This is a genomic window from Pseudoglutamicibacter cumminsii, assembly GCF_016907775.1.
GTDB lineage: Bacteria > Actinomycetota > Actinomycetes > Actinomycetales > Micrococcaceae > Pseudoglutamicibacter > Pseudoglutamicibacter cumminsii.
In genome coordinates this window covers 2,204,551-2,225,047 of the sequence record NZ_JAFBCO010000001.1, presented here as the reverse complement: position 1 = coordinate 2,225,047, position 20,497 = coordinate 2,204,551, and the positions used below count along the sequence as shown (strand labels likewise).

18 protein-coding genes are annotated in these 20,497 nt (G+C 60.0%); 15 read left to right on the top strand and 3 right to left on the bottom strand.

The annotated features are described in order from the left end of the window. Positions 1 to 31 precede the first annotated feature (31 nt). The 5 genes from atpA (at position 32) to JOD50_RS10130 (ending at position 4,878) form a co-directional block, all read left to right on the top strand. Positions 32 to 1,669 (top strand): F0F1 ATP synthase subunit alpha, encoded by a 1,638-nt coding sequence (gene atpA / locus JOD50_RS10150; RefSeq protein ID WP_204881430.1) that lies wholly within the window; start codon positions 32 to 34, stop codon positions 1,667 to 1,669. Positions 1,670 to 1,753: 84 nt separating this feature from the next. Continuing rightward, positions 1,754 to 2,644, top strand: coding sequence for a F0F1 ATP synthase subunit gamma (locus JOD50_RS10145; RefSeq protein WP_204881429.1), 891 nt, complete (start codon positions 1,754 to 1,756; stop codon positions 2,642 to 2,644). A gap of 48 nt (positions 2,645 to 2,692) precedes the next feature. Beyond that, complete coding sequence (gene atpD, locus JOD50_RS10140; RefSeq protein WP_101629512.1) at positions 2,693 to 4,150, top strand: F0F1 ATP synthase subunit beta; 1,458 nt, start codon at positions 2,693 to 2,695, stop codon at positions 4,148 to 4,150. Positions 4,151 to 4,152: 2 nt separating this feature from the next. Then, positions 4,153 to 4,428: a F0F1 ATP synthase subunit epsilon gene (locus JOD50_RS10135; protein WP_109303383.1), complete on the top strand. Its 276-nt coding sequence runs from the start codon at positions 4,153 to 4,155 to the stop codon at positions 4,426 to 4,428. Between the two features lie 6 nt (positions 4,429 to 4,434). Then, positions 4,435 to 4,878 (top strand): DUF2550 family protein, encoded by a 444-nt coding sequence (locus JOD50_RS10130; protein ID WP_204881428.1) that lies wholly within the window; start codon positions 4,435 to 4,437, stop codon positions 4,876 to 4,878. Between the two features lie 81 nt (positions 4,879 to 4,959). Here the strand turns inward: JOD50_RS10130 and nucS are convergent, their stop codons facing one another. Further along, on the bottom strand, positions 4,960 to 5,655 hold the full coding sequence (nucS, locus tag JOD50_RS10125) for an endonuclease NucS (RefSeq protein ID WP_204881427.1): 696 nt from the start codon (positions 5,653 to 5,655) through the stop codon (positions 4,960 to 4,962). 532 nt (positions 5,656 to 6,187) lie between these two features. Beyond that, positions 6,188 to 7,630 (bottom strand): AI-2E family transporter, encoded by a 1,443-nt coding sequence (locus tag JOD50_RS10120; RefSeq protein ID WP_204881426.1) that lies wholly within the window; start codon positions 7,628 to 7,630, stop codon positions 6,188 to 6,190. Positions 7,631 to 7,781: 151 nt separating this feature from the next. On the opposite strand from JOD50_RS10120, the gene JOD50_RS10115 reads away from it, so the two are divergent. From JOD50_RS10115 to JOD50_RS10090, 6 genes are all read left to right on the top strand, one after another. Continuing rightward, on the top strand, positions 7,782 to 10,082 hold the full coding sequence (locus JOD50_RS10115) for a DUF8094 domain-containing protein (RefSeq protein WP_204881425.1): 2,301 nt from the start codon (positions 7,782 to 7,784) through the stop codon (positions 10,080 to 10,082). 70 nt (positions 10,083 to 10,152) lie between these two features. Beyond that, positions 10,153 to 11,157: a tetratricopeptide repeat protein gene (locus JOD50_RS10110; protein WP_204881424.1), complete on the top strand. Its 1,005-nt coding sequence runs from the start codon at positions 10,153 to 10,155 to the stop codon at positions 11,155 to 11,157. Between the two features lie 216 nt (positions 11,158 to 11,373). Continuing rightward, positions 11,374 to 12,147: an ABC transporter ATP-binding protein gene (locus JOD50_RS10105; RefSeq protein ID WP_204881423.1), complete on the top strand. Its 774-nt coding sequence runs from the start codon at positions 11,374 to 11,376 to the stop codon at positions 12,145 to 12,147. Between the two features lie 83 nt (positions 12,148 to 12,230). Next, positions 12,231 to 13,712 carry a hypothetical protein gene (locus tag JOD50_RS10100; RefSeq protein WP_204881422.1) on the top strand — a complete coding sequence of 494 codons (1,482 nt, stop codon included), beginning with the start codon at positions 12,231 to 12,233 and terminating at the stop codon, positions 13,710 to 13,712. 73 nt (positions 13,713 to 13,785) lie between these two features. After that, positions 13,786 to 14,085, top strand: coding sequence for a DUF3039 domain-containing protein (locus tag JOD50_RS10095; RefSeq protein WP_375231747.1), 300 nt, complete (start codon positions 13,786 to 13,788; stop codon positions 14,083 to 14,085). 141 nt (positions 14,086 to 14,226) lie between these two features. Continuing rightward, the gene (locus JOD50_RS10090; protein WP_204881421.1) at positions 14,227 to 15,993 is read left to right on the top strand and encodes a DEAD/DEAH box helicase; all 1,767 of its coding nucleotides are present in this window, start codon (positions 14,227 to 14,229) and stop codon (positions 15,991 to 15,993) included. A gap of 84 nt (positions 15,994 to 16,077) precedes the next feature. Here JOD50_RS10090 and JOD50_RS10085 read toward each other — a convergent pair whose 3' ends face one another. Beyond that, positions 16,078 to 17,385: a nicotinate phosphoribosyltransferase gene (locus JOD50_RS10085; RefSeq protein WP_204881420.1), complete on the bottom strand. Its 1,308-nt coding sequence runs from the start codon at positions 17,383 to 17,385 to the stop codon at positions 16,078 to 16,080. A 93-nt stretch (positions 17,386 to 17,478) separates the two neighbouring features. Between JOD50_RS10085 and clpS the strand changes: the two genes are divergently transcribed. From clpS to JOD50_RS10065, 4 genes are read left to right on the top strand one after another with little or no spacing between them, the layout of a single operon-like run. Next, positions 17,479 to 17,778 carry an ATP-dependent Clp protease adapter ClpS gene (gene clpS / locus JOD50_RS10080; RefSeq protein WP_420825536.1) on the top strand — a complete coding sequence of 100 codons (300 nt, stop codon included), beginning with the start codon at positions 17,479 to 17,481 and terminating at the stop codon, positions 17,776 to 17,778. Beyond that, positions 17,778 to 18,488, top strand: a complete 711-nt coding sequence (locus JOD50_RS10075; protein ID WP_204881419.1) for a DUF2017 family protein — start codon at positions 17,778 to 17,780, stop codon at positions 18,486 to 18,488. Before clpS ends, JOD50_RS10075 begins: the two co-directional genes overlap by 1 nt. Positions 18,489 to 18,535: 47 nt before the next feature. Continuing rightward, complete coding sequence (murI, locus tag JOD50_RS10070) at positions 18,536 to 19,489, top strand: glutamate racemase (protein WP_204881418.1); 954 nt, start codon at positions 18,536 to 18,538, stop codon at positions 19,487 to 19,489. Continuing rightward, complete coding sequence (locus JOD50_RS10065; RefSeq protein ID WP_204881417.1) at positions 19,486 to 20,445, top strand: MBL fold metallo-hydrolase; 960 nt, start codon at positions 19,486 to 19,488, stop codon at positions 20,443 to 20,445. Before murI ends, JOD50_RS10065 begins: the two co-directional genes overlap by 4 nt. Positions 20,446 to 20,497 lie beyond the last annotated feature (52 nt).

The window sequence follows — 20,497 nt, the reverse complement described above, 5'->3', positions numbered from 1 at the left end:
GACCACCAATCTAGAGAGCAGGGAGAGGCAGATGGCCGAGCTGACCATCAATGCCGAGGAAGTCCGTAACGCACTCAACACCTTCGCAGAGTCCTACACCCCGGATTCCGCAGAGCGTGTAGAGGTCGGACACGTTGTCTCGGCAGCTGACGGCATTGCCCACGTAGAGGGTCTTCCCTCCGTGATGGCGAACGAACTGGTTCGTTTTGAAGACGGAACCCTGGGCCTGGCCCAGAACCTGGACCGCCGCGAAATCGGTGTTGTTGTCCTGGGTGACTTTGAAGGTATTGAAGAGGGCCAGGAGGTTCACCGCACCGGAGAGATTCTCTCCGTACCAGTCGGTGACGAATTCCTCGGCCGCGTAGTTGACCCGCTGGGTCAGCCAATTGACGATCAGGGCGAGATCAAGGCTGAAGGCCGCCGCGCACTCGAGTTGCAGGCCCCAACTGTGACCCAGCGTCAGTCGGTTAACGAGCCGCTGCAGACCGGCCTCAAGGCGATCGACGCAATGATCCCTGTCGGCCGTGGCCAGCGTCAGCTGATCATTGGTGACCGCCAGACCGGTAAGACCGCTATCGCGATCGACACCATCCTGAACCAGAAGGAAAACTGGGCTTCGGGTGACGTCACCAAGCAGGTTCGCTGCATCTACGTCGCAGTCGGCCAGAAGGCATCCACGATTGCAGCAGTGAAGTCGACCTTGGAAGAGCACGGCGCGATGGAATACACCACCATCGTTGCTTCGCCAGCATCCGACGCCGCAGGCTTCAAGTACCTCGCACCATACGCTGGCTCCGCAATCGGTCAGCACTGGATGTACGGCGGCAAGCACGTCCTCATCATCTTCGACGACCTGTCGAAGCAGGCTGAGGCATACCGCTCGGTTTCCCTCTTGCTGCGCCGCCCACCGGGCCGTGAAGCATACCCAGGTGACGTCTTCTACCTGCACTCCCGCCTCCTCGAGCGCTGCGCGAAGCTCTCGGACGAGATGGGTGCCGGCTCGATGACCGGTCTGCCAATCATTGAGACCAAGGCAAACGACGTTTCCGCGTTCATTCCTACGAACGTTATTTCGATTACCGACGGTCAGATCTTCTTGCAGTCCGACCTCTTCAACGCTAACCAGCGTCCAGCTGTCGACGTGGGTGTTTCCGTTTCCCGCGTTGGTGGTGCCGCACAGGTGAAGGCAATGAAGAAGGTTTCCGGTACCTTGAAGCTCGACCTGGCTCAGTACCGCGACATGCAGGCGTTCGCGATGTTCGCATCGGACCTCGATGCCGCATCCCGCCAGCAGCTGACCCGTGGTGCACGCCTCATGGAGCTGCTCAAGCAGGGCCAGTACAAGCCGTACTCCGTGCCAGAGCAGGTTGCTTCCATCTGGGCTGGTACCAACGGTTACCTCGACGACGTTCCAGTCGAAGACGTCAACCGCTTCGAGTCTGAGTTCCTGGAGAGCCTGCGCCACCGCACCTCGATCCTGACCACGATCGCTGAGACTGGCAAGCTCGAGGACTCGACCGTTGCAGAGCTCGAATCTGCTATCGGTGAGTTCAAGCGTGGCTTCTTCGGTGAAGGCCACGACACCCTGGTGACTGCCGGGCACGAAGAGCACGATGCTCTCGCGGCCGAGGACGTCAACCAGGAGCAGATCGTCAAGCAGAAGCGCTGATCGCACATCCGCTGAAGGTGGCGGCGGACCACCGAGACATCGAAGGTTCGCCGCCCGCCACCAGCGGGGCATGAAAGGACATCCATGGGAGCCCAAATCCGGGTTTACCGCCAGAAGATCGCATCGACATCTTCGATGAAGAAGATCTTCAAGGCGATGGAGCTGATCGCGACCTCGCGCATTACCAAGGCGCGTAACGCCGTTACCGCAGCCCTGCCTTATGCCAACGCGATCACTCGCGCTGTATCTGCCGTATCCTCGCAGTCCGAAATCGACCACGTCCTGACCCGTGAGAAGGCAACCGCTAAGCGTTCTGCAGTAGTGGTTTTCACCTCCGACCGCGGTCTCGCTGGTTCCTACTCCGCAACCATCATGAAGGAGGCGGAAGAGCTCATCACGGCTCTCAAGGAAGAAGGCAAGGAAGTGGACACGTACCTGGTGGGTCGCAAGGCCCAGCAGTACTACGACTTCCGCGGACGCGAGTACAAGCGTGTGTGGACAGGTAACACTGACGCACCCGTATTCGATACTGCTCAGGAAATTGGCGCCGCCGTGCTCGAGGCCTTCGAGCGTGAATACGAAAACGGTGGGGTAGACGAGATCCACCTCGTGTACACCCAGTTCAAGTCGATGGTGACGCAGGAACCAAACGTGACCCGTTTGCTTCCACTCGAAGTTGTCGAAGAAGAAGTTCAGGACGAGTCCGAACTGCTTCCGCTCTACGACTACGAGCCGGAACCAGAGCAGGTGCTCGATGCACTGCTCCCGCGCTACCTCGACTCTCGAATCTTCGCAGCCATGTTGCAGGCTGCAGCGTCCGAGCTTGCAGCTCGCCAGCGTGCAATGAAGAACGCAGGCGACAACGCAGAAGAACTGATTGAGAAGTACACGCGACTGCGTAACAACGCCCGCCAGGCAGAAATTACGCAGGAGCTCACGGAGATCGTCGCAGGCGCCGATTCCCTCGGCGGCTAAGACCCCTCAACCGAAGACCACCCCAGCTATAACAGCGAAGTGAGAGACATGACTGCTCAAGTTACCGAAGCGGCAGCGACCGCGACGCCGGGCGCAACCGGCCGTATCGCTCGCGTGATCGGTCCGGTCGTGGACGTCGAGTTCCCGGCCGACGCGATCCCAGCGATCTACAACGCACTGACCTGTGAGGTCACCCTCGCAGGCGAAACCCGCAAGATCACGTTCGAGACCTCCCAGCACCTGGGCGACAACCTCGTACGTGCAATCTCCCTGCAGACCACCGATGGTCTGGTTCGCGGCACCACCGTTCAGGACACCGGTGCTCCGATCTCCGTCCCAGTTGGTGACGGCGTCAAGGGACACATCTTCAACGTTCTGGGTGAAGCGCTCGACGTTGAACAGGACGAAATCAAGGCCGACGCTCACTGGCCAATCCACCGCAAGCCTCCGCACTTCGCAGAGCTTGAAGGTGCAACCGAGATGCTGGAAACCGGTATTAAGGTTATTGACCTTCTGACCCCTTACATCAAGGGTGGAAAGATTGGTCTGTTCGGTGGCGCTGGTGTTGGTAAGACCGTTCTTATTCAGGAAATGATTACCCGTGTTGCTCGTAACTTCGGTGGTACCTCGGTATTCGCCGGTGTTGGTGAGCGTACTCGTGAGGGTAACGACCTCTGGGTCGAAATGGAGGAAGCAGGCGTTCTTAAGGACACCGCCCTCGTTTTCGGCCAGATGGACGAGCCACCAGGCACGCGTCTGCGCGTTGCCTTGACCGGCCTGACCATGGCGGAGTACTTCCGTGACGTTCAGAACCAGGACGTTCTGCTCTTCATCGACAACATCTTCCGCTTCACCCAGGCAGGTTCCGAGGTTTCGACGCTTCTCGGTCGTATGCCTTCCGCAGTGGGTTACCAGCCGAACCTCGCTGACGAGATGGGCCTGCTGCAGGAACGCATTACCTCGACCCGCGGTCACTCGATTACGTCGATGCAGGCAATTTACGTCCCTGCGGATGACTACACCGACCCTGCGCCAGCAACCACGTTCGCGCACTTGGATGCAACCACTGAGCTCTCCCGTGAGATCGCTTCCCGTGGTCTGTACCCAGCAGTGGATCCGCTGACCTCGACCTCCCGCATTCTGGACCCACAGTACGTGGGTCAGGACCACTACGACACGGCAGTCCGTGTCAAGCAGATCCTCCAGAAGAACAAGGAGCTCCAGGACATCATCGCGATCCTCGGTGTCGACGAGCTTTCCGAAGAGGACAAGATCGTCGTTTCGCGTGCACGTCGCATCCAGCAGTTCCTGTCCCAGAACACCTACACCGCTCTGCAGTTCACCGGTGTTGAAGGCTCGACGGTTCCAATCAAGGACACCATCGAGGGCTTCAAGATGATCGCAGACGGCGACGTTGACCACCTGCCAGAGCAGGCGTTCTTCAACTGTGGTGACATGGAAGACGTACACCGCCAGGCAGCTGAGATCGAAAAGGCCACCAAGTAATTATGGCTACGTTGGATGTGGAAGTTGTCGCAGCAGACCGCCACGTGTGGTCTGGTGAGGCACGTTTCGTGAAAGCAACCACGGTGGAAGGCGAGATCGGCGTCATGCCTTCTCACTCGCCACTCATGGCTCTGCTTGCCAGCGGCGACGTGGAGGTAGAGCCCGTCGATGGCGCTCGCATCCACATTCAGGCCGCTGGGGGCTTCTTCTCGGTCGATTCGAACCGAGTCACCATTGTCGCTGACCGTGCGTCGCTCGTGGATTCGACCGTAGCCTGATTCACCATGTCGATAGCACAGGGGCTACTCCTGTTGGGAGTTCTTGTTCTTGTGGTGATCGGCGCCTACTTCGTTGCTATGAGGGTACGCCGCAACCAGTTGCGGCGTACCCTCGGCACGTTTAAGAGTGCACTGCTAAACCACCAGAACCGATGGACGAAAGTCATCTGCAGGTACGGCGACCACAGGCTCGACGTGCTGCGCCTGTTCTCGGTGAGCCCCATCCCTGTGATGAAGCTGCAACGGCCCAACATTGAGGTTCTGGGGTGGGAACCATCCGAGAACGTTGGGGGCCGTATACCGGCGGACTGGGTTGTGGTCGACCTGAAAAACCAGGAAGAATCACTTCGTCTCGCGATGAGCTACGGAGACTACACCGGTCTCGCCTCCTGGGTTGAAGCCGGGCCGGTCGCAGGCATGGGGACGTGGCGTCAATCGCCGTCGAACTAAGTGCTCGTAACCGCTGGGGCTCCTCACCGAATCCGGTGAGGAGCCCCAGCAGTTTTTAGCCCTAAGACCTAGCCCTAAGAGCTAGAACAGACGGGACTCGACGTCATCCACGCCGCGCATCGCATCGTAATCCAGAACCAAGCATTCGATGTCCCGATCCTCAGCGAGCGTGCGAGCCTGCGGCTTGATCAACTGCGCCGCGAAAATACCCCGCACAGGCGCCAAATGAGGGTCGCGGTTCATCAACTCAAGATAGCGGGTCAACTGTTCTACGCCATCGATCTCACCGCGACGCTTGAGCTCAATTGCAACGTAGCCACCATTCGCATCGCGAGCGAGGATATCCACCGGCCCGATAGCGGTCATGTACTCACGCCGTACCAGAGCCGCACCCTCGCCGATCAAGTGGATCTGCTCAGCCAATAGGCGCTGCAGATCAGCCTCGACGCCGTCCTTGATGAGCCCGGGGTCCACACCGAACTCGTGCGACTCATCAGAAAAGACCTCGTAGATGCGGATAGTCAGCGCATCTCCGGTCTTAGCGTTACGGACGATCCACATCGACTCGACGCCTTCCGCAGCATCCACGTCATCGGGTTCCTGCACATGAGTAGTGACCGGCGCGCTCATCCAGTTGAGCGGCTTATAGGAGCCGCCATCGTTGTGGATCAAGACCGAACCATCAGCCTTGACCATGATGAGCCGCTTGGCTTTCGGCAGGTGGGCGTTGAGCCGACCAGTGTAATCAACAGCGCATGTAGCAATCAGAAGTCGCATCCAGGCTAGTTTAGCTGTAGCCGGTGCGCATGCGTGGAGCTGGGTAGGGTGTTAACTGTTTGATGGGCCTCGTGAAGGGAGGGAACCTTGGGACGTAAGAACCGCCGTGCCCCGCAAGAACGCGGGCCAAGTCGTCGTGGCGGGGGATCGCGTCAGTCGACGTCGTCTCGGGGTTCGCGCCCGGTCCGTACGAGAGCATGGGATCTGGATGCGGGTGCAGGATGGCTCCACTACGGCCACGAACCCCTCCAAGAGTTCAGCGACGGGCTATGGCACGTCCGAGCAGTACCTGGCTACGGTGCAGGGAAACACTACCGCTGTCCAGGCTGTGACCAGCTGATCCCGCCCGGGGTAGCTCACATCGTTGCGTGGAGGGCCGACGGCTCCCGTTCAGATGCAGACGCGGAAGCTGACCGCCGCCACTGGCACAACAAATGCTGGGATAACCACGCACCGCGTCGCCGTTAAGCTACGTATCAGTGTGCGTCTGTGTTATCTGTGCGGCTGCGTCCATCAGCGTGCATCTGTGTTATCAGCGTGCATCTTGGCGGCGGAAGAACACTTCCTTGATCAGCGTGATCGCCGCTGCCGCAACCGGGATTGCCATCAGAGCGCCCAGGACACCGAACAACGCACCACCAGCGATCACGGCAATCACGACCACTGCACCGGGTACCTTGACTGCCCTCGACATGATCTTTGGCGAGATGAAGTATGCCTCGACCTGCAGATAAACGACATAGAGAATTGCGTACAGCAGCGTCGACTGCCACGACAACGAGAACAGATCTACGATCACGACGAGCGCACCCGCTGTTACGCCACCGACGAGCGGGATGAATGCGAGCATCGCGACACACAGCGCGAGCAGCAACGAATAGGGGACGCCGAAGATTGTCATCAGAATGAATGAGAAACAAGCGTTGATGAGAGCGACCGTGGCTTGCCCCATGACGTAGTTGCCGACGGAGCGAGTTATGTTTTCTGACAAGACAGCAACGCGCTCCCGCTTGGATGCAGGGGCGAACGAGTACACGAACAGTTTTAGCTGAGGCATCGAAGCCAGGAAATATGTCGCGAGAACGAAGACGATGAGTGCTCCGAAGAAGAACTGGCCCACAAAGTTGCCGGCGTTGATCACATTCGCGAGCGTGTCGGGGCTATTGATGAAGGCCCTGACCTCTTCATTAGCTTTGTCGATGACGTGGAACTGTGCATCGAGTTTTTCGACCAGCGGATGGTTGGTGACACCGTCGAGGATGGTGGGGGCCCGGCGCGCCAGCTCGGTGATCTGAGTTATCAGCGCCGGGATCAGCAAGCTTAAGAACCCGCCGATGAACGCGACCATGCCGAGGGCGACCACAAGCACGCCGACCCACCTACGCCAACCGCGCGATTCGAAGAAGCGAACGATGGGGTTGAGTCCGAGCGCGATGAACATCGCCAACGCGATCCAGGTCAAAAGTTGAGACAGTTCGGCGAGGACGAGCCACGCGATGACGGCAAGAGCTACGCCTACCGCGAGGCCGAAACCGGTTTTGACGGGGGTACTAGCCACAGCGGAATCAGCTGGCTTCCCGTCTGCATCGTCAAGGCCAGGTTGGGACGTTGCATCCGCATCGACAGCGACGTCGTGGGTAGGTTCTTGCACGTGGCGGTCAGGGGCACCCGTTGTGGTGAGGGCGCGGCCAAGCCAGACGGGCACGAACTTGCGGAAGCGTGCTGCTGCAGGCGTTGACGCAGAAACGGCCCCATGTCCTTCCGGTACAGGTGATGCGACGCCGGATACATCGCGACTATCCGCGTGTGGCGTTGCGCTTTCAGCTGAGTCCTCGTCCGCATCGTCAGTGTCTGTGTCGCGGTCGTTTGAACTTAGACGCACTTCTTCTGGAAGATCTTCGGGTTGCATCCCCGGTGGGCGCGTGTTTTCGGTTTCCGAATCCGAGGATGGGGTCTCGTCTTGATGCGGCGTCATGTGGGCTAGATTACCTAAGATTCAGGTGATTTTCGGACAGGCTCTAGATCGACTCGTTAGACTCTTTCTATGCGCGGCTGTGTCTGCGTATGTGACTTGACCGAACTGCGGCGTGCTTCGCCGCGGCTGATGCGAGGATGATTGACCTATAGTGCGAAAAATTATCAGCACGGTAGCCCTGGTGATAGGCGTGGTGTGCCTCATCATCGGTATTGGACTTATGACGTGGTGGTCGCCTGAGGATCGTCTCAGCGCGGAGGTCCCACAGGACACTCCGGACGCGCCTATCACGATGATCTCTTCGGATCTTCATCTGGCTCCTGAATCGAATCCTGAGGTTAAGTTGGACGAGGGCAGCAAGTTCACTGTTGTTGTTGCTCGTCCGTGGGATATCGACGCGTGGGCTGGCTCATCGGCGGTGAACGTCATCAAATCTGTGGATACTGATGAGCGTACGTTTAAGGTTGATCACAGAAAGGGCGAGGCGAAGGCGCCGAACCCGAAAGGCTCTGACTTGTGGATTTCAGAGTCGGAGCAGGATGGTCGTTGGGATGTGACCTGGCCTGAGGAGATCCGTGGGCCGATTGCTTTGATGGTCATGAAGGACGGCTCTGAGCCTGCCCCTAAGGATCTTGTGGTGACGTGGGATAACCCGGAGGCTGAGACGTCGGTCAAGTGGTCGAAAGCGACTCCGTGGTTCGTTGCAGCCGTCATCTTGTTTGGTCTTGCGCTGATTCTGGCGATGTCGCGTCCTAAGAAGCGCACTGGGCGGCGCGTAGCTGAGTCTCCACGTCGTGCCGCTGCGGCTCGGCGTGAGAGTTCTGTAAGCGAGCGTCGCCCGCGCGGAGGACGCCAGGCCGCCGCGGGTTCTGGTGCCGCTGCTGCGGGTGTGGTGACTGCGGATGCGGTTGCTGCAGATGATGCGCGTGCTGATGACGTCGATGCATCGGAAGGGAACGCGGTAGAAGACGTCCGCGGAGAAAAGCGACGTGCTGGTTTGCCTAATTTTGGTGGTACCGAGCCATATGTCCCGCAGTCGGATGACACGATCGTTTCGAACCGGATGCATGGGGTCGTAGCTCCCGCTGAAGCTGAGGACGTCGAAACTGAGGCAGAGGACCGCGAGGCTGAGGCTCAGGACGGGACCGTTCCTGTTGAGTTGGAGGAACCCGTGGCTGAGGGCGACGTTGAGGACGATGCTCGCGAGGAAACGAACGGTGACGAGACGAACGACGACGATTTCGACGGCGGAATGCCTGCCGTGCAACCGTACGGTGGTGACACGGAAGTCATCGAGGTTGAGGTCGCCGATGATGAGGCCCCGCAGGAGGGTGGCGCTGTGAACCCTGAAGATGATCAGCGTATGCAGTCCGTAGCCGATAACGGTGACCAAACGCCAGTTGCACGCCGCCGGGGCCTGGCCCCTCGCCAACGTTTGTGGAAGCGTCTGGTTGCTGCCGGCGCTGCTTTGGGTGTTGCAGTTCCGGCCCAGTTGGCTTGGGCGGATCCGTCATCCGACACTGGCGCGCCGTCGACACCTTCAGAAGTGGCATCTTCTGACGATGAGGCCTACTCGGTCTTGGTGACATCGCAACTCGAGCGCATCATCAAGGACGCGAGCGAGGTTGGCGCCAAGGGTGACAAGGACCGCGACGCTAAGAAGCTTGAGGCTCGTTTCGATGGCGCTGCATTGACTTTGCGCAAGGACTTGTACTCAGCGCTCAAGAAGAAGGTCAAGCTGAATGACAACCTTGTTCCGCCGATTTCCAGCAAGGTTGTGACCGCCGCTGTTCCGGTTGATCGTGAGTTTCCTCGTACCGTGATGGCGGTGACGACGGACAGCAGCAAGGATTTGCCAGTCGTAGTGACGCTCAAGCAGGCGAGCGCGCGTGAGCAGTACAAGGTTGTTTCTGCCGTTCCTATGGTAGAAAAGGCGACCTTCCCAGGCATTGCTGTAGGAGATCCGCAAGTGAGTGTGGTCGCCCCTGGCGATTCGGAGGACGGCCTGATGTCGCCAGACGAGACTTTGAAGCAGTTTACTGACGCCCTCGCTGATGAGAAGTCGGATTCTGCGAAGAAGTTTGCAAAGTCGTCGATGGTCGACCAGCTTCGTAAGGCGAATGCGGATACGAAGAAGAGCTACGAGGACGACGGCAAGGGTAAGTTCACGACCTCCTACAAGGTTGACGCCAAGTCCGCGAACGCAGTGAAGCTTCCTGACGGTAGCGTCATGGTTTCCGGTTCGATCACGGAGACCATGACGATGACTCCGGAAAAGGATGGCGGCAAGACGACGTTGGCTGGATTTATCCGTGAGTTTATTGGGGAGAAGGAGACTGAGAAGCCGATCGAGGCGCGGTTGACGATCCCTGTTGTCATCAATGTGAAGAACGGTAAGCCGGCAGAGATCGTTGGTATGTCCTACGTACCGGTTGGCGCTGAACTTAAGTAGTTTTCTGGGCTCCGTAGCCTTTGAACGGGTGTATTCGGGGCGTCGTTGAGAGGGTGATTCCGTCTTGTCTATGAATTCCTCATCGTTTGAGCCGCAGGGCATGGGCCAGGCTGAGGGCGCACCTGAGCGTCAGGCTGAGCCGGCTGTTCCGGCGTCTTCGGCTGGTGCAGTGGATCTGTCGGCTTTGGGGCAGCAAGCGTCACAACAGGGCCAGTCTGCGCAGCTGCAGGCAGGCCAAGGGGGCTCCACATCGGGCATGGAAGCGACGTTGGGGCAGTGGGCCACGGTCATCAGTGAGCAATCGCTCCAGGAGTTCGCGCAGCTAAGCGCGCGGGTTCCGGCGTTCATGGTCGCTTACTCGGCCCGTTCTGAATCGGCTGATGCGGTGGTCCGCGTCGTCGACGATGCAGTTGAGGCTCAGGCCGGTAAGTTCATCCTGGGTGTTGTGGATGTCGATGAGCAGCCACGGGTTGCCCAGGCGCTACAGATTCAGCAGGTGCCGATGGTGCTAGCGATCTTGGGCGGCCGACCGATGCCGTTGTTCGCTGGACCGATCGATGCTGAGCAGATGGCGGCGGCTCTTCAGGAGTTGCAGCAGGTCGCTGTTCAGCAGGGCATGGCGTCGACTGTTCCTCCGATCAACACGGCCGGCGCAGAAGCCACAGGTGGGCGATTCGCTGAGGCTGATGCGCTGGTTTCGCAGGGGGAGTACGATGCGGCGCGGGCTCTGTACGAGCGCGCTGTTGAGGATAACCCCGCTGATGCGGAGGCCGAGGCTGGCGTGCATCGGGTGGATTTGTTGAAGCGCGTGTCTGGGTTTGATGCGCAGGCGGTGCGCGATGCTGCTGCGTCCCGCCCGGATGATGTTCAGGCTCAGATCGATGTTGCTGATCTCGATGTTGTGGGTGGGCACGTGGATGATGCATTCTTGCGTTTGATCCGCTTCATCGGTGCTCACCACAGCGATGACAGAGAGACCGCGCGTGTGCATTTGGTTGAGTTGTTTAGCGCGGTGGGCCAGAGCGATCCGCGTGTTGCAGCTGGCCGCCGCAAGCTAGCGATGAGCTTGTTCTAACAGAACCGCGGCATCCTCCGGCTACTTGATGCAAGCACCACCCTCAACGGCGTGGTGCTTGCATCGTTTAAACGTGCGTGTTTGGATTTTTCTATGACACATAACGCGAGCGAACACGCGCATAACCACGAACGAAACGAACAAGCTCCTGAGAGCCTTCAGAACAACACAGCTTCACGTAACACAGCACATCAGAACCGCCCTGAAAGCCACCACATGCAACAGCTCGCCGATCCTTCTACGGTTGCGGTGAGCTTCCGTGGGTTAGGCAAGACGTTCGGGGACAAGGTCGCTGTGTACCCGTTCGCGTTTGATGTCCCACGTGGCTCGTTCTACGGTTTGGTCGGTCCGAACGGTGCAGGTAAGACGACGACGCTCTCGATGCTGACGGGCTTGTTGCGCCCGGATATGGGTCATGCGTACGTGACCGGTGTTGACGTGTGGGAGCGGCCACTTGAAGCTAAGCAGAAGCTGGGTGTTCTCGCAGATGGCATGCGGCTTTTCGACCGTCTTTCGGGCCGTCAGCTGATCACGTATACGGGTCGTTTGCGTGGCATGGATGCCGCGGTGGTCGATGAGCGGGTCGAGGATCTTCTGCGGGTCATGGATCTGCAGGGTGCGGCTGATAAGCAGGTCGTTGATTATTCGGCCGGTATGCATAAGAAAGTTGCGTTGGCGTGCGCGATGGTTCATGCGCCGCAGGTTTTGGTTCTGGATGAGCCGTTCGAGGCGGTGGATCCGGTTTCGAGTGCGAACATTCGCGACATTTTGAACACGTACGTCGAGCAGGGCGGCACGGTTCTGATTTCGAGCCACGTTATGGATTTGGTTCAGCGGATGTGCTCGCACGTTGCGGTGATTGCTCAGGGCGAGTTGAAGGCTGCGGGCACGGTGGACGATGTGCGTGGCGGCATGTCGCTTGAGGATCGTTTTGTTGATCTGGTGGGTGGCCGAGGTGAGCATGGGGGTTTGTCTTGGTTGCACAGCTGATTAAGTTGCGGTGGAGGCTGTTCGTCAATGGCCTGGCCCGCAACAAGTGGCAGTTAGTGGGCGTGATCCTGGGTTCCCTTTATATGGGTTTCCTCCTGGTCATAGGTGCGTTGGCTTTGGCCTCAATGGAACCCAGGGCGCTTCCGCTCGCCCAGATGATCGTGGTGATGCTGGGCGCGCTCGTGGTTCTGGGGTGGACTGTTGTTCCCGCGTTCTTCACGGGTATGGATGGTTCGATGGATCCGCAACGGTTCGCGTTGTTTCCGATCAAAGCGCGAACTCTCGCTGTGGGCTTGCTGTTGGCTGGGTTTATTGGCGTTCCGGGTCTCGCCACGCTTGTGTGCATGCTGATCGCTGCGTTTGCGTTCAAAGTGAGTGTTGCCTGGCTTCTTGTGGGGGTCATCGCTGGCGTTCTGACGGCGCTCGCGGCTCAGCTGTATGGCCGAACCTTTATGGCGTGGTTCAGCTCGGTGGGAGTTAAGCGTGGTGTGCGTGAGCTGGGCACTGTGGTGCTGTTCGTTCCGGTGATGTTCATTGGTCCGGCTCTCGCGACGCTGAATCCGGATGAAGATCCGGAGCGGTTGCTCAGTGTTTTCCATACCGTGGCCGAGGTCAGCTCGTATACGCCGTTCGGGGCTTTCTTCGGGTCCGTGTGGGCGTTCGCATCGGGCAACGTTGTGCACGGTGTTATCTCGACTGCGATCGGGCTTGCAAGCCTCGCGGTGTGCTGGGTCCTCTATGTTCGCGTGGTTGAGAAGGCTACGGTGTCTCCACCGCGGATCGTGGCGGCCAAGGAGACCAAGGGGCTTGGCTGGATCGGACGGATGCCGGCGACGCCGTGGGGCGCCATCGCGGGCCGTGCATTGGTGTATTGGACGAGGGACGCTCGCTACTCTGCATCGCTCATTTTCTTGCCGATCATCATCGTCATCTTTGGTGTTGTCATGCCTTTGACAAAGGTCGAGACGGGGATTGGCGGCCACCTCACCGCTATTTTCGTCGGAGCGATCATGGGCTTCAGCATTTCTGCAGATATTTCCTACGATTCGACGGCCTTCCACACGCACGTTTTGACGGGTGTGCGTGGTTGGCAGGATCGTTTGGGGCGAGTTGCTGCGGCTGCGCCGTTGTCGTTGATCGCCGTGGTTGTGGGTGCGGTTGTGCCCCTGGCGATCATGGGGCGGCCAGAGATGATCGGGGAGACGTTGCTGGCGGGCATCGCAACCCTGGGTGTGGCTTTGGGGCTTTCGTCGATCGTTTCGGCGCGTTGGGTTTACGCCGTCCCTCAGCCGGGGGAATCGCCGTTCCAAACCCCGCAGGGAGCAGGTATGCGGATCTTCATCACGCAGACGCTGTACCTCGTTGCGGTTCTGGTTTTGCTCGCGCCAACGTTGGTGTTCTTTCTCACTTCGTGGAATGGGACGCCCGTGGTTCCGTTCGTGGTCTCGGCACTGTTCAACCTCGTCTGGGGCATTGGGGTCTGCGTTCTGGGTATCTGGTTGGGCGGAAAGTGGTTTGACCGTTCAACCCCGGAGCTCATGCAGACCGTGATCCGCAACGCGTGATGGCGCCGAACGCGGCATGAATCATCCGAGCCGGCGGAGTCGCTCATGAGCGAGTCCGCCGGCTCGGCTTAGAATGGATGGCATGAGTTCGATCAACGATCCTTTTGCCAACGACCCTGCGTCCACGGGTGGTTCCCCGTCAGCGGGTGGTACCGCCGTCATGGATCGGCAGCTGCAGGAGCAGTTGTCGGAGCCGGGCGATCACGAGCGCTTCGCGCACTATGTTCAGAAGGACAAGATCATGGAGTCCGCGATGACGGGCGAGCCTGTGATCGCGTTGTGCGGCAAGGTCTGGGTTCCTGGCCGGGATCCGCAGAAGTTCCCTGTGTGCCCAGAGTGCAAGGAAGTCTACGATTCAATGATGGGTGACTAATCAACCCCATCGCGGGCAACCGTGAGCCTTGGGGCCACGGTTGCCTCTGTTGTGCCAGCAAGTGTTTAACCGGTTAAGTGCACGTGTTTGATGGCCCACAGCAAGTGTTTGATCGAAAAGTGATTGTGGAGGGATGCTTTTATGTCCGATGCCCTATTCTCCGTGGGCGAGGACATGCCACCTGCGTACCCGGAACGGGCGGCGTGGGGCACGGCACCGAAGCTGCGCCAGTGGCAGGCTGAGGCTCTCGAAGCGTTCTTCAACAGTCCGAACAAGGATTTCCTGGCCGTCGCGACCCCTGGCGCTGGTAAAACGACGTTTGCGCTGCGTGTCGCTAAGACGCTGGTTGAGCGAGGCACCATCAACCGCATCACTGTGGTCGCGCCAACCGAGCATCTGAAGACGCAGTGGGCAGACGCCGCGGGCCGTATCGGGCTATCTATCGACCCGAACTTCAAAAACTCCGATGGCCGTCACGGCCGGGGTTTCATTGGTGTTGCGGTGACGTACGCGCAGGTTGCGAATAAGCCGCTACTGCATCGTGCGCGGACGGAGGCCGGTAAGACGCTCGTGATCCTGGACGAGGTTCACCACGCGGGTGACGCCTTGAGCTGGGGCGACGGCATTCGGGAGGCGTTCGAGCCTGCGGTGCGTAGGCTTTCGCTCACGGGTACGCCGTTCCGTTCCGATACCGCCCAGATCCCGTTCGTTGAATATGTCGAGGACGACGAGGGGATCCGCCGCTCGAAGGCCGACTACACGTACGGTTACGGCGAAGCGCTCAAGGATCATGTTGTTCGTCCCGTGATGTTCATGGCTTATTCGGGGTCGATGCGGTGGCGCACCTCAACGGGTGAAGAGATGGAAGCCCAGCTGGGTGAGGCCGCCACGAAGGACATCACGCAGTCCGCGTGGCGTACTGCGCTGAACCCTGAAGGGGAGTGGATCCCGAAGGTTCTTCGCGCCGCGGACCAACGCCTGACGGAGGTGCGCCGTAGCGTGCCAGACGCGGGTGGCTTGGTGATTGCAACAGACCAAGATACTGCGCGGGCGTACGCCGCGATCCTGGATCGGATCACGGGCGAGAAGACCACGGTTGTGCTTTCCGATGATGCGGGCGCCTCGAAACGGATTGAGGACTTCACAGAGAACACAAAGCGCTGGATGGTCGCGGTCCGGATGGTGTCCGAGGGTGTTGACGTTCCGCGGTTGGCGGTCGGGGTCTACGCGACGAGCACCTCGACGCCGCTGTTCTTTGCTCAGGCGATCGGCCGTTTTGTGCGTTCGCGTAAACGCGGCGAAGTCGCGAGTGTTTTCTTGCCCTCGGTGCCTGTTTTGACGCTGCTCGCTAACGAGATGGAGGTCGAACGAGACCACGCTCTCGACCGCCCAACGAGCGGCGAAGAGCAGACGATGCAGGAAATCGAGGAGGAACTTGCCGCCGCGAACCGTGAAGAGCGCGCCTCGAACGAGCTGAACCGCGGCGCGTTCCAGGCTCTGGAGTCGGATGCGAGCTTTGACCGCGTGCTTTATGACGGTGGCGAATTCGGTTTGGGGGCAGGCGTCGGTTCGGAGGAAGAACTCGACTTCCTGGGCATCCCTGGGCTGCTGGACGCCGAGCAGGTGGGCGAGCTGCTGCGTCAGCGGCAGGCGAAGCATCTGAGCAAGCGGAAGTCAACGGGGCAACAACAAGCGCCTGGAGTGGTGGATCACCGGCAGCTCATGGACCTGCGCACGCAGCTCGCTAAATCGGTTGCGGCGTATGCGAACAAGACCGGGATCCCGCACGGCCAGATCCACAACAAGCTACGCGCGATCAGCGGCGGGCCGCCCGTCGCACAAGCCTCCGAAAAGCAACTGCGTAGCCGCATCTCGGTTTTGCAGAAGTGGTTTGTGGGCCAGAAATAGGCAACCCAGGACGATACAGATCTGCAAAGCACGCGGGTGCCCACTGTTCACAGTGGGAACCCGCGTGCTGTATGTAGCGAAGATTTACTCTTCGATGAGCGTTGGGATCACTGGTTCGCCACGCATCAGCTGACGTGCTCGGCCCGGCATTTCCTCGATCGACGCTTTGCGGCGTTCGATCGCTGCCTCGACACCAGCTGCGCCGGTCAGACCAGGCTGAATTTCGCCGTCGACCACGAGTGGGACCTGAAGCGGGCGGTCATTGGCGGTGACCTCGGCAGGGATCCGGTTGACGCCCACGAGCTCAGCTGTTGCGCGTCCGCGTTCGTTGATCTGACGGTACGCGTACTTCTTGCCGCCCACAGACTTCTTGCCGGAGGCGGACTTCGCTACGGGAACCCATTCGCCGTCGTCGCCTTGGCGCGCAACGAGCTTGTACACCATTGACGCAGTCGGCGCGCCGGAGCCGGTCACGAGCTGAGTGCCCACGCCGTAGCCGTCAACGGGAGCGGAGCGCAGCGCTGCGATCGCGTATTCGTCGAGGTCGGACGTCACGATGATCTTGGTGTTGGGGTTGCCGAGGTCATCGAGAAGCTCGCGCACCCACGCGGCCTGGGACACGAGGTCACCCGAGTCCAGGCGGACACCGCCGAGCTGTGGGCCAGCGATCTCAACCGCGGTACGAACGGCCTTTTCGACGTCGTAGGTGTCTACCAGTAGCGTCGTATCTACGCCCATCGACTTGATTTGGGCTTCGAACGCTTCCCGTTCCGAATCGTGGAGCAACGTGAACGAGTGCGCCGCGGTCCCGGCAGTGGTGAGGCCATAGCGTCGGCCGGCTTCAAGGTTGGAGGTGCTTGCGAAGCCGGCGATAGCGGCGGCGCGGGCGGCCGCGACCGCGGACTCTTCGTTGGTGCGGCGCGAACCCATCTCGATGCACGGGCGGTCACCAGCTACAGCGATCATGCGGGATGCCGCAGAGGCTACTGCGGTGTCGTAGTTGAGCACGGAAAGCAGGTAGGTCTCCAGGATGACGGCCTCAGCGAACGTGGATTCGACCTGGATGATCGGGGAGTTCGGGAAGTAGATCTCGCCTTCTGCGTAGCCGGTGATGGTTCCTGAGAAACGGAAATCGGCGAGCCACTGCAGCATCGTTTCGCTGACCACATTGTTGTTGGCGAGGTAATCGAGATCTTCGGTCGTGAACCGGAAGTTCTTGAGGCCCTCGAGGAATCGTCCCGTTCCGGCTACTAGACCGTAGCGGCGGCCTTCGGGCAGACGGCGTGCGAAAACTTCAAAAACACTCTTACGGTTGGCTGTCCCGGAGGCCAGTGCGGCCTCGATCATGGTCAGCTCGTAGCGGTCGGTCATCAGTGACGTGCTCGTTGACATAACTCCCAGCTTATTACGGAGAGCTCTGCTGGTACGGCACCTCTTGTGTTTGAGTTCATAGTGACTACGTGGCGTAGTACTACAATGGCGAGTATGGCTCCCGCAACGTCAACGAGTTATCAGGTAGAGAAAGAGAGCGCGCTCGCACCCCTTGCGGCGCGCCCTTTCGAGCTTGTGGTGTGGGACGATCCGGTCAATCTGATGTCCTATGTGTCCTACGTGTTCCGAACATACTTCGGTTATTCGGACGAGGTTGCGCAGAAACTCATGCTTGAGGTGCATCATTCGGGGCGGGCCGTGGTGGCCCGCGGTCCGCGCGAAAAGATCGAAACCGATGTCGAGGCGATGCACGGCTACGGCTTGCAGGCCACGATGCGTGAGGGTGGCGTTTAATGGCGCGCCCTTTCAGGCCAACCCGTAAGGGCTATGCCGCTGAACTTGAGTACGCGGAAGCGCAACTGCTCGCGATGCTGGCCCGCGATATCGATCAGATGCTTGCCGCTCGCGAAGCGGAACATATCGATGCGGGACTCAAGCCCGCATCGAACGCTCAGGACCCTGCCGGCGCATCGAACGGCACTAGCGAATCCGGCGTCACCCACGCCGGCGTTGCCGACGCGTGGTGGGAGGAGCTAGGGCTCAGTAACGACATCGCGGATCCTCATTCCTCGCTACTGGGCGAGGCACATACGTTAGCCGACCCAGACGATCCGGCGCTTTTGGCGATTCTGCCGCGTTCAATTCACAGCTCCGATGCGGTGGGCGCGCTCGACGGCGCTGATGACACGATGCGTGCGCGAACCGAACCAGGGCTCGTCAGGAGTAAGCGTGAGGGCCTCCAGTGGCTCGCCCGCGCCGTGATGAAAGACCCGTTCCTGATCCCAGCTGAGAAGGCCGGGCAAGCGGCTTCGACCCTCAACGTGATGCGGCTTGTGCTGGCTGCCCGCCTCGGGATCGAGAACCAAGAAGACGCCGACCGCGTCCAAGACGCCATGGAACACGGAGTCACTGACGATCCAGATCAGGGGATGGCGGTTCTGTACGGCTTCACGTCGTGGCTGCAGGACTCACTCATGCATGCGTTGTTGCGCGGAAAGGCTTAGCCTAGAGAGGCAATAGTACTCGTCTTGTATGTGCCTCACAGGAGACTATGAAACCCGTACCTACCTCTGCCGCCGCGACTGATCAAGCTGGGCAGTCAGGAATCCAAGCCGCGCTACGTGAGGAATCGCAACCGAGCGATCCGACGTTGGCGCCCATCGGCGTGTTTGATTCCGGGGTGGGTGGTTTGACCGTGGCCCGTGCGATCATCGATCAGCTCCCGCAGGAATCGATCCTCTATGTGGGGGATACCGCGCGCGGGCCGTATGGTCCGTTGCAGCTCGCTGAAGTCCGCGCGAACGCGCTGGACATCATGGACCAGCTGGTTGAAGCCGGGGTCAAGTTGCTGGTGATTGCTTGCAATACGGCGTCGGCGGCGGTCCTGCACGATGCGCGAGAACGGTACACAGTGGGCCGCGGTATTCCTGTGGTTGAGGTCATTAAGCCGGCGGTGCGTGCCGCTGTGCGCGCGACGCACACTGGTCGCATCGGTGTGATTGGTACACAAGCGACGATCCGTTCGCGCGCCTATGAGGATGCATTCGCGGCGGCTCCGCACATCGACGTGAGCGCTGTAGCATGCCCACGTTTTGTTGAGTTCGTTGAGCGGGGAGAGACCTCCGGGCCGGAGCTTTTGAACCTTGCGCAAGAATATTTGCAGCCTCTCAAAGAACAGAACGTGGACTCGCTCGTTTTGGGATGTACCCACTATCCGTTGCTGACAGGTGTCGTCTCGTATGTGATGGGGGAGGACGTGAGCCTCGTATCGTCTGCGGACGAGACCGCCAAGGACGTATTCCGGTCCCTCACGGAAGCGGGGCTCATCGCGCCGCCGGACGCCACGGCGCGGCACACGTTCATGGCTACGGGCGATACGGAACACTTCACTGCGATGGCTCAACGTTTCTTGGGCCCTGAGGTCACCGGGGTGACCCACATGATTCCCCGGGAACACGACACCACGCATCAGCCTCATGGTGCGCGAACGGAGCGGCTGACATGAAACTGACGATCATCGGCTGCACGGGCTCGTTCCCTGGCCCAGGTTCACCCGCATCGTGCTACCTTTTGACAGCCCACGACGGGACCCGCCCATGGCGCGTGCTGTTGGACTTTGGTTCAGGATCTCTCGGCGTCCTGCAACGCTACATGGACCTCAAAGATATCGATGCGGTTCTGATTTCCCACCTACACCCAGACCACTGCATGGACTTGTGCGGCCTGCACGTCGCCGTGCACTGGGACCCTGAAGGGTGGGGACGTGACCGGGTGCGCGTTTACGGCCCCGCAGATACGGCGGACCGCATGGCAGACGCCTACGGCCTGCCGCGCGACCCGGGGATGCGGGAAGACTTCGACTTCCGCTCATGGAAAGCCAACGAACCCGTCACGATCGGGCCGCTCACCGTGACCCCATACCCTGTGGTCCACCCGGTCGACGAAGCCTATGCTTTCCGCATCGAAGGCCATGAGATCCTCGACGGCCGGCCGGTCCACTCCATCCTGACGTATTCGGGTGACACCGACGAATGCCCAGAACTCATCGAAGCGGCTCGTGACGCCGACCTCTTCTTGTGCGAAGCCGCATTCCAGGAGGGACGCGACGACCACATCAAGGGAGTACACCTCACCGGAAAACGCGCGGGTGAAGCCGCAAAGGCAGCCGGAGTCGAGCGCCTCCTGCTGACGCACATCCCCGTCTGGACCGACCACTCAACCCTCTTGGAAGAAGCCAGAGCAGAATACGACGGCGACCTCGCTGTCGCTGTAGCCGGAGTGACGTACGGCGTGCGCTCAGGTGAACGCATCGGCGATCCACGCACCGCGTCGATGGCGCGCGTCCCAGAGTCCCTCGCACGCGCGCTTCAAGAAGCCGGCGTACGCCACCGCCCTATCCCAGGCCACCGCGGAACCGCAGAGAACCCCGTCCAGCCAGGACCACACGACCCATCGCCATAAGCGAAGGTGCTACTCGCCGCTACAACGGATATCGAGCTCATCACACAACCGC

Coding starts and splice junctions, on each gene's coding strand:
- JOD50_RS10075 (WP_204881419.1), top strand. CDS start 17,778: ATGGCGCGCCCTTTCAGGCCAACCCGTAAGGGCTATGCCGCTGAACTT.
- JOD50_RS10135 (WP_109303383.1), top strand. CDS start 4,153: ATGGCTACGTTGGATGTGGAAGTTGTCGCAGCAGACCGCCACGTGTGG.
- JOD50_RS10100 (WP_204881422.1), top strand. CDS start 12,231: ATGGGTTTCCTCCTGGTCATAGGTGCGTTGGCTTTGGCCTCAATGGAA.
- atpA (WP_204881430.1), top strand. CDS start 32: ATGGCCGAGCTGACCATCAATGCCGAGGAAGTCCGTAACGCACTCAAC.
- atpD (WP_101629512.1), top strand. CDS start 2,693: ATGACTGCTCAAGTTACCGAAGCGGCAGCGACCGCGACGCCGGGCGCA.
- JOD50_RS10065 (WP_204881417.1), top strand. CDS start 19,486: ATGAAACTGACGATCATCGGCTGCACGGGCTCGTTCCCTGGCCCAGGT.
- clpS (WP_420825536.1), top strand. CDS start 17,479: ATGGCTCCCGCAACGTCAACGAGTTATCAGGTAGAGAAAGAGAGCGCG.
- JOD50_RS10120 (WP_204881426.1), bottom strand. CDS start 7,630: ATGACGCCGCATCAAGACGAGACCCCATCCTCGGATTCGGAAACCGAA.
- JOD50_RS10090 (WP_204881421.1), top strand. CDS start 14,227: ATGTCCGATGCCCTATTCTCCGTGGGCGAGGACATGCCACCTGCGTAC.
- JOD50_RS10095 (WP_375231747.1), top strand. CDS start 13,786: ATGGATGGCATGAGTTCGATCAACGATCCTTTTGCCAACGACCCTGCG.
- JOD50_RS10105 (WP_204881423.1), top strand. CDS start 11,374: ATGCAACAGCTCGCCGATCCTTCTACGGTTGCGGTGAGCTTCCGTGGG.
- JOD50_RS10130 (WP_204881428.1), top strand. CDS start 4,435: ATGTCGATAGCACAGGGGCTACTCCTGTTGGGAGTTCTTGTTCTTGTG.
- JOD50_RS10110 (WP_204881424.1), top strand. CDS start 10,153: ATGAATTCCTCATCGTTTGAGCCGCAGGGCATGGGCCAGGCTGAGGGC.
- JOD50_RS10085 (WP_204881420.1), bottom strand. CDS start 17,385: ATGTCAACGAGCACGTCACTGATGACCGACCGCTACGAGCTGACCATG.
- JOD50_RS10145 (WP_204881429.1), top strand. CDS start 1,754: ATGGGAGCCCAAATCCGGGTTTACCGCCAGAAGATCGCATCGACATCT.
- nucS (WP_204881427.1), bottom strand. CDS start 5,655: ATGCGACTTCTGATTGCTACATGCGCTGTTGATTACACTGGTCGGCTC.
- murI (WP_204881418.1), top strand. CDS start 18,536: ATGAAACCCGTACCTACCTCTGCCGCCGCGACTGATCAAGCTGGGCAG.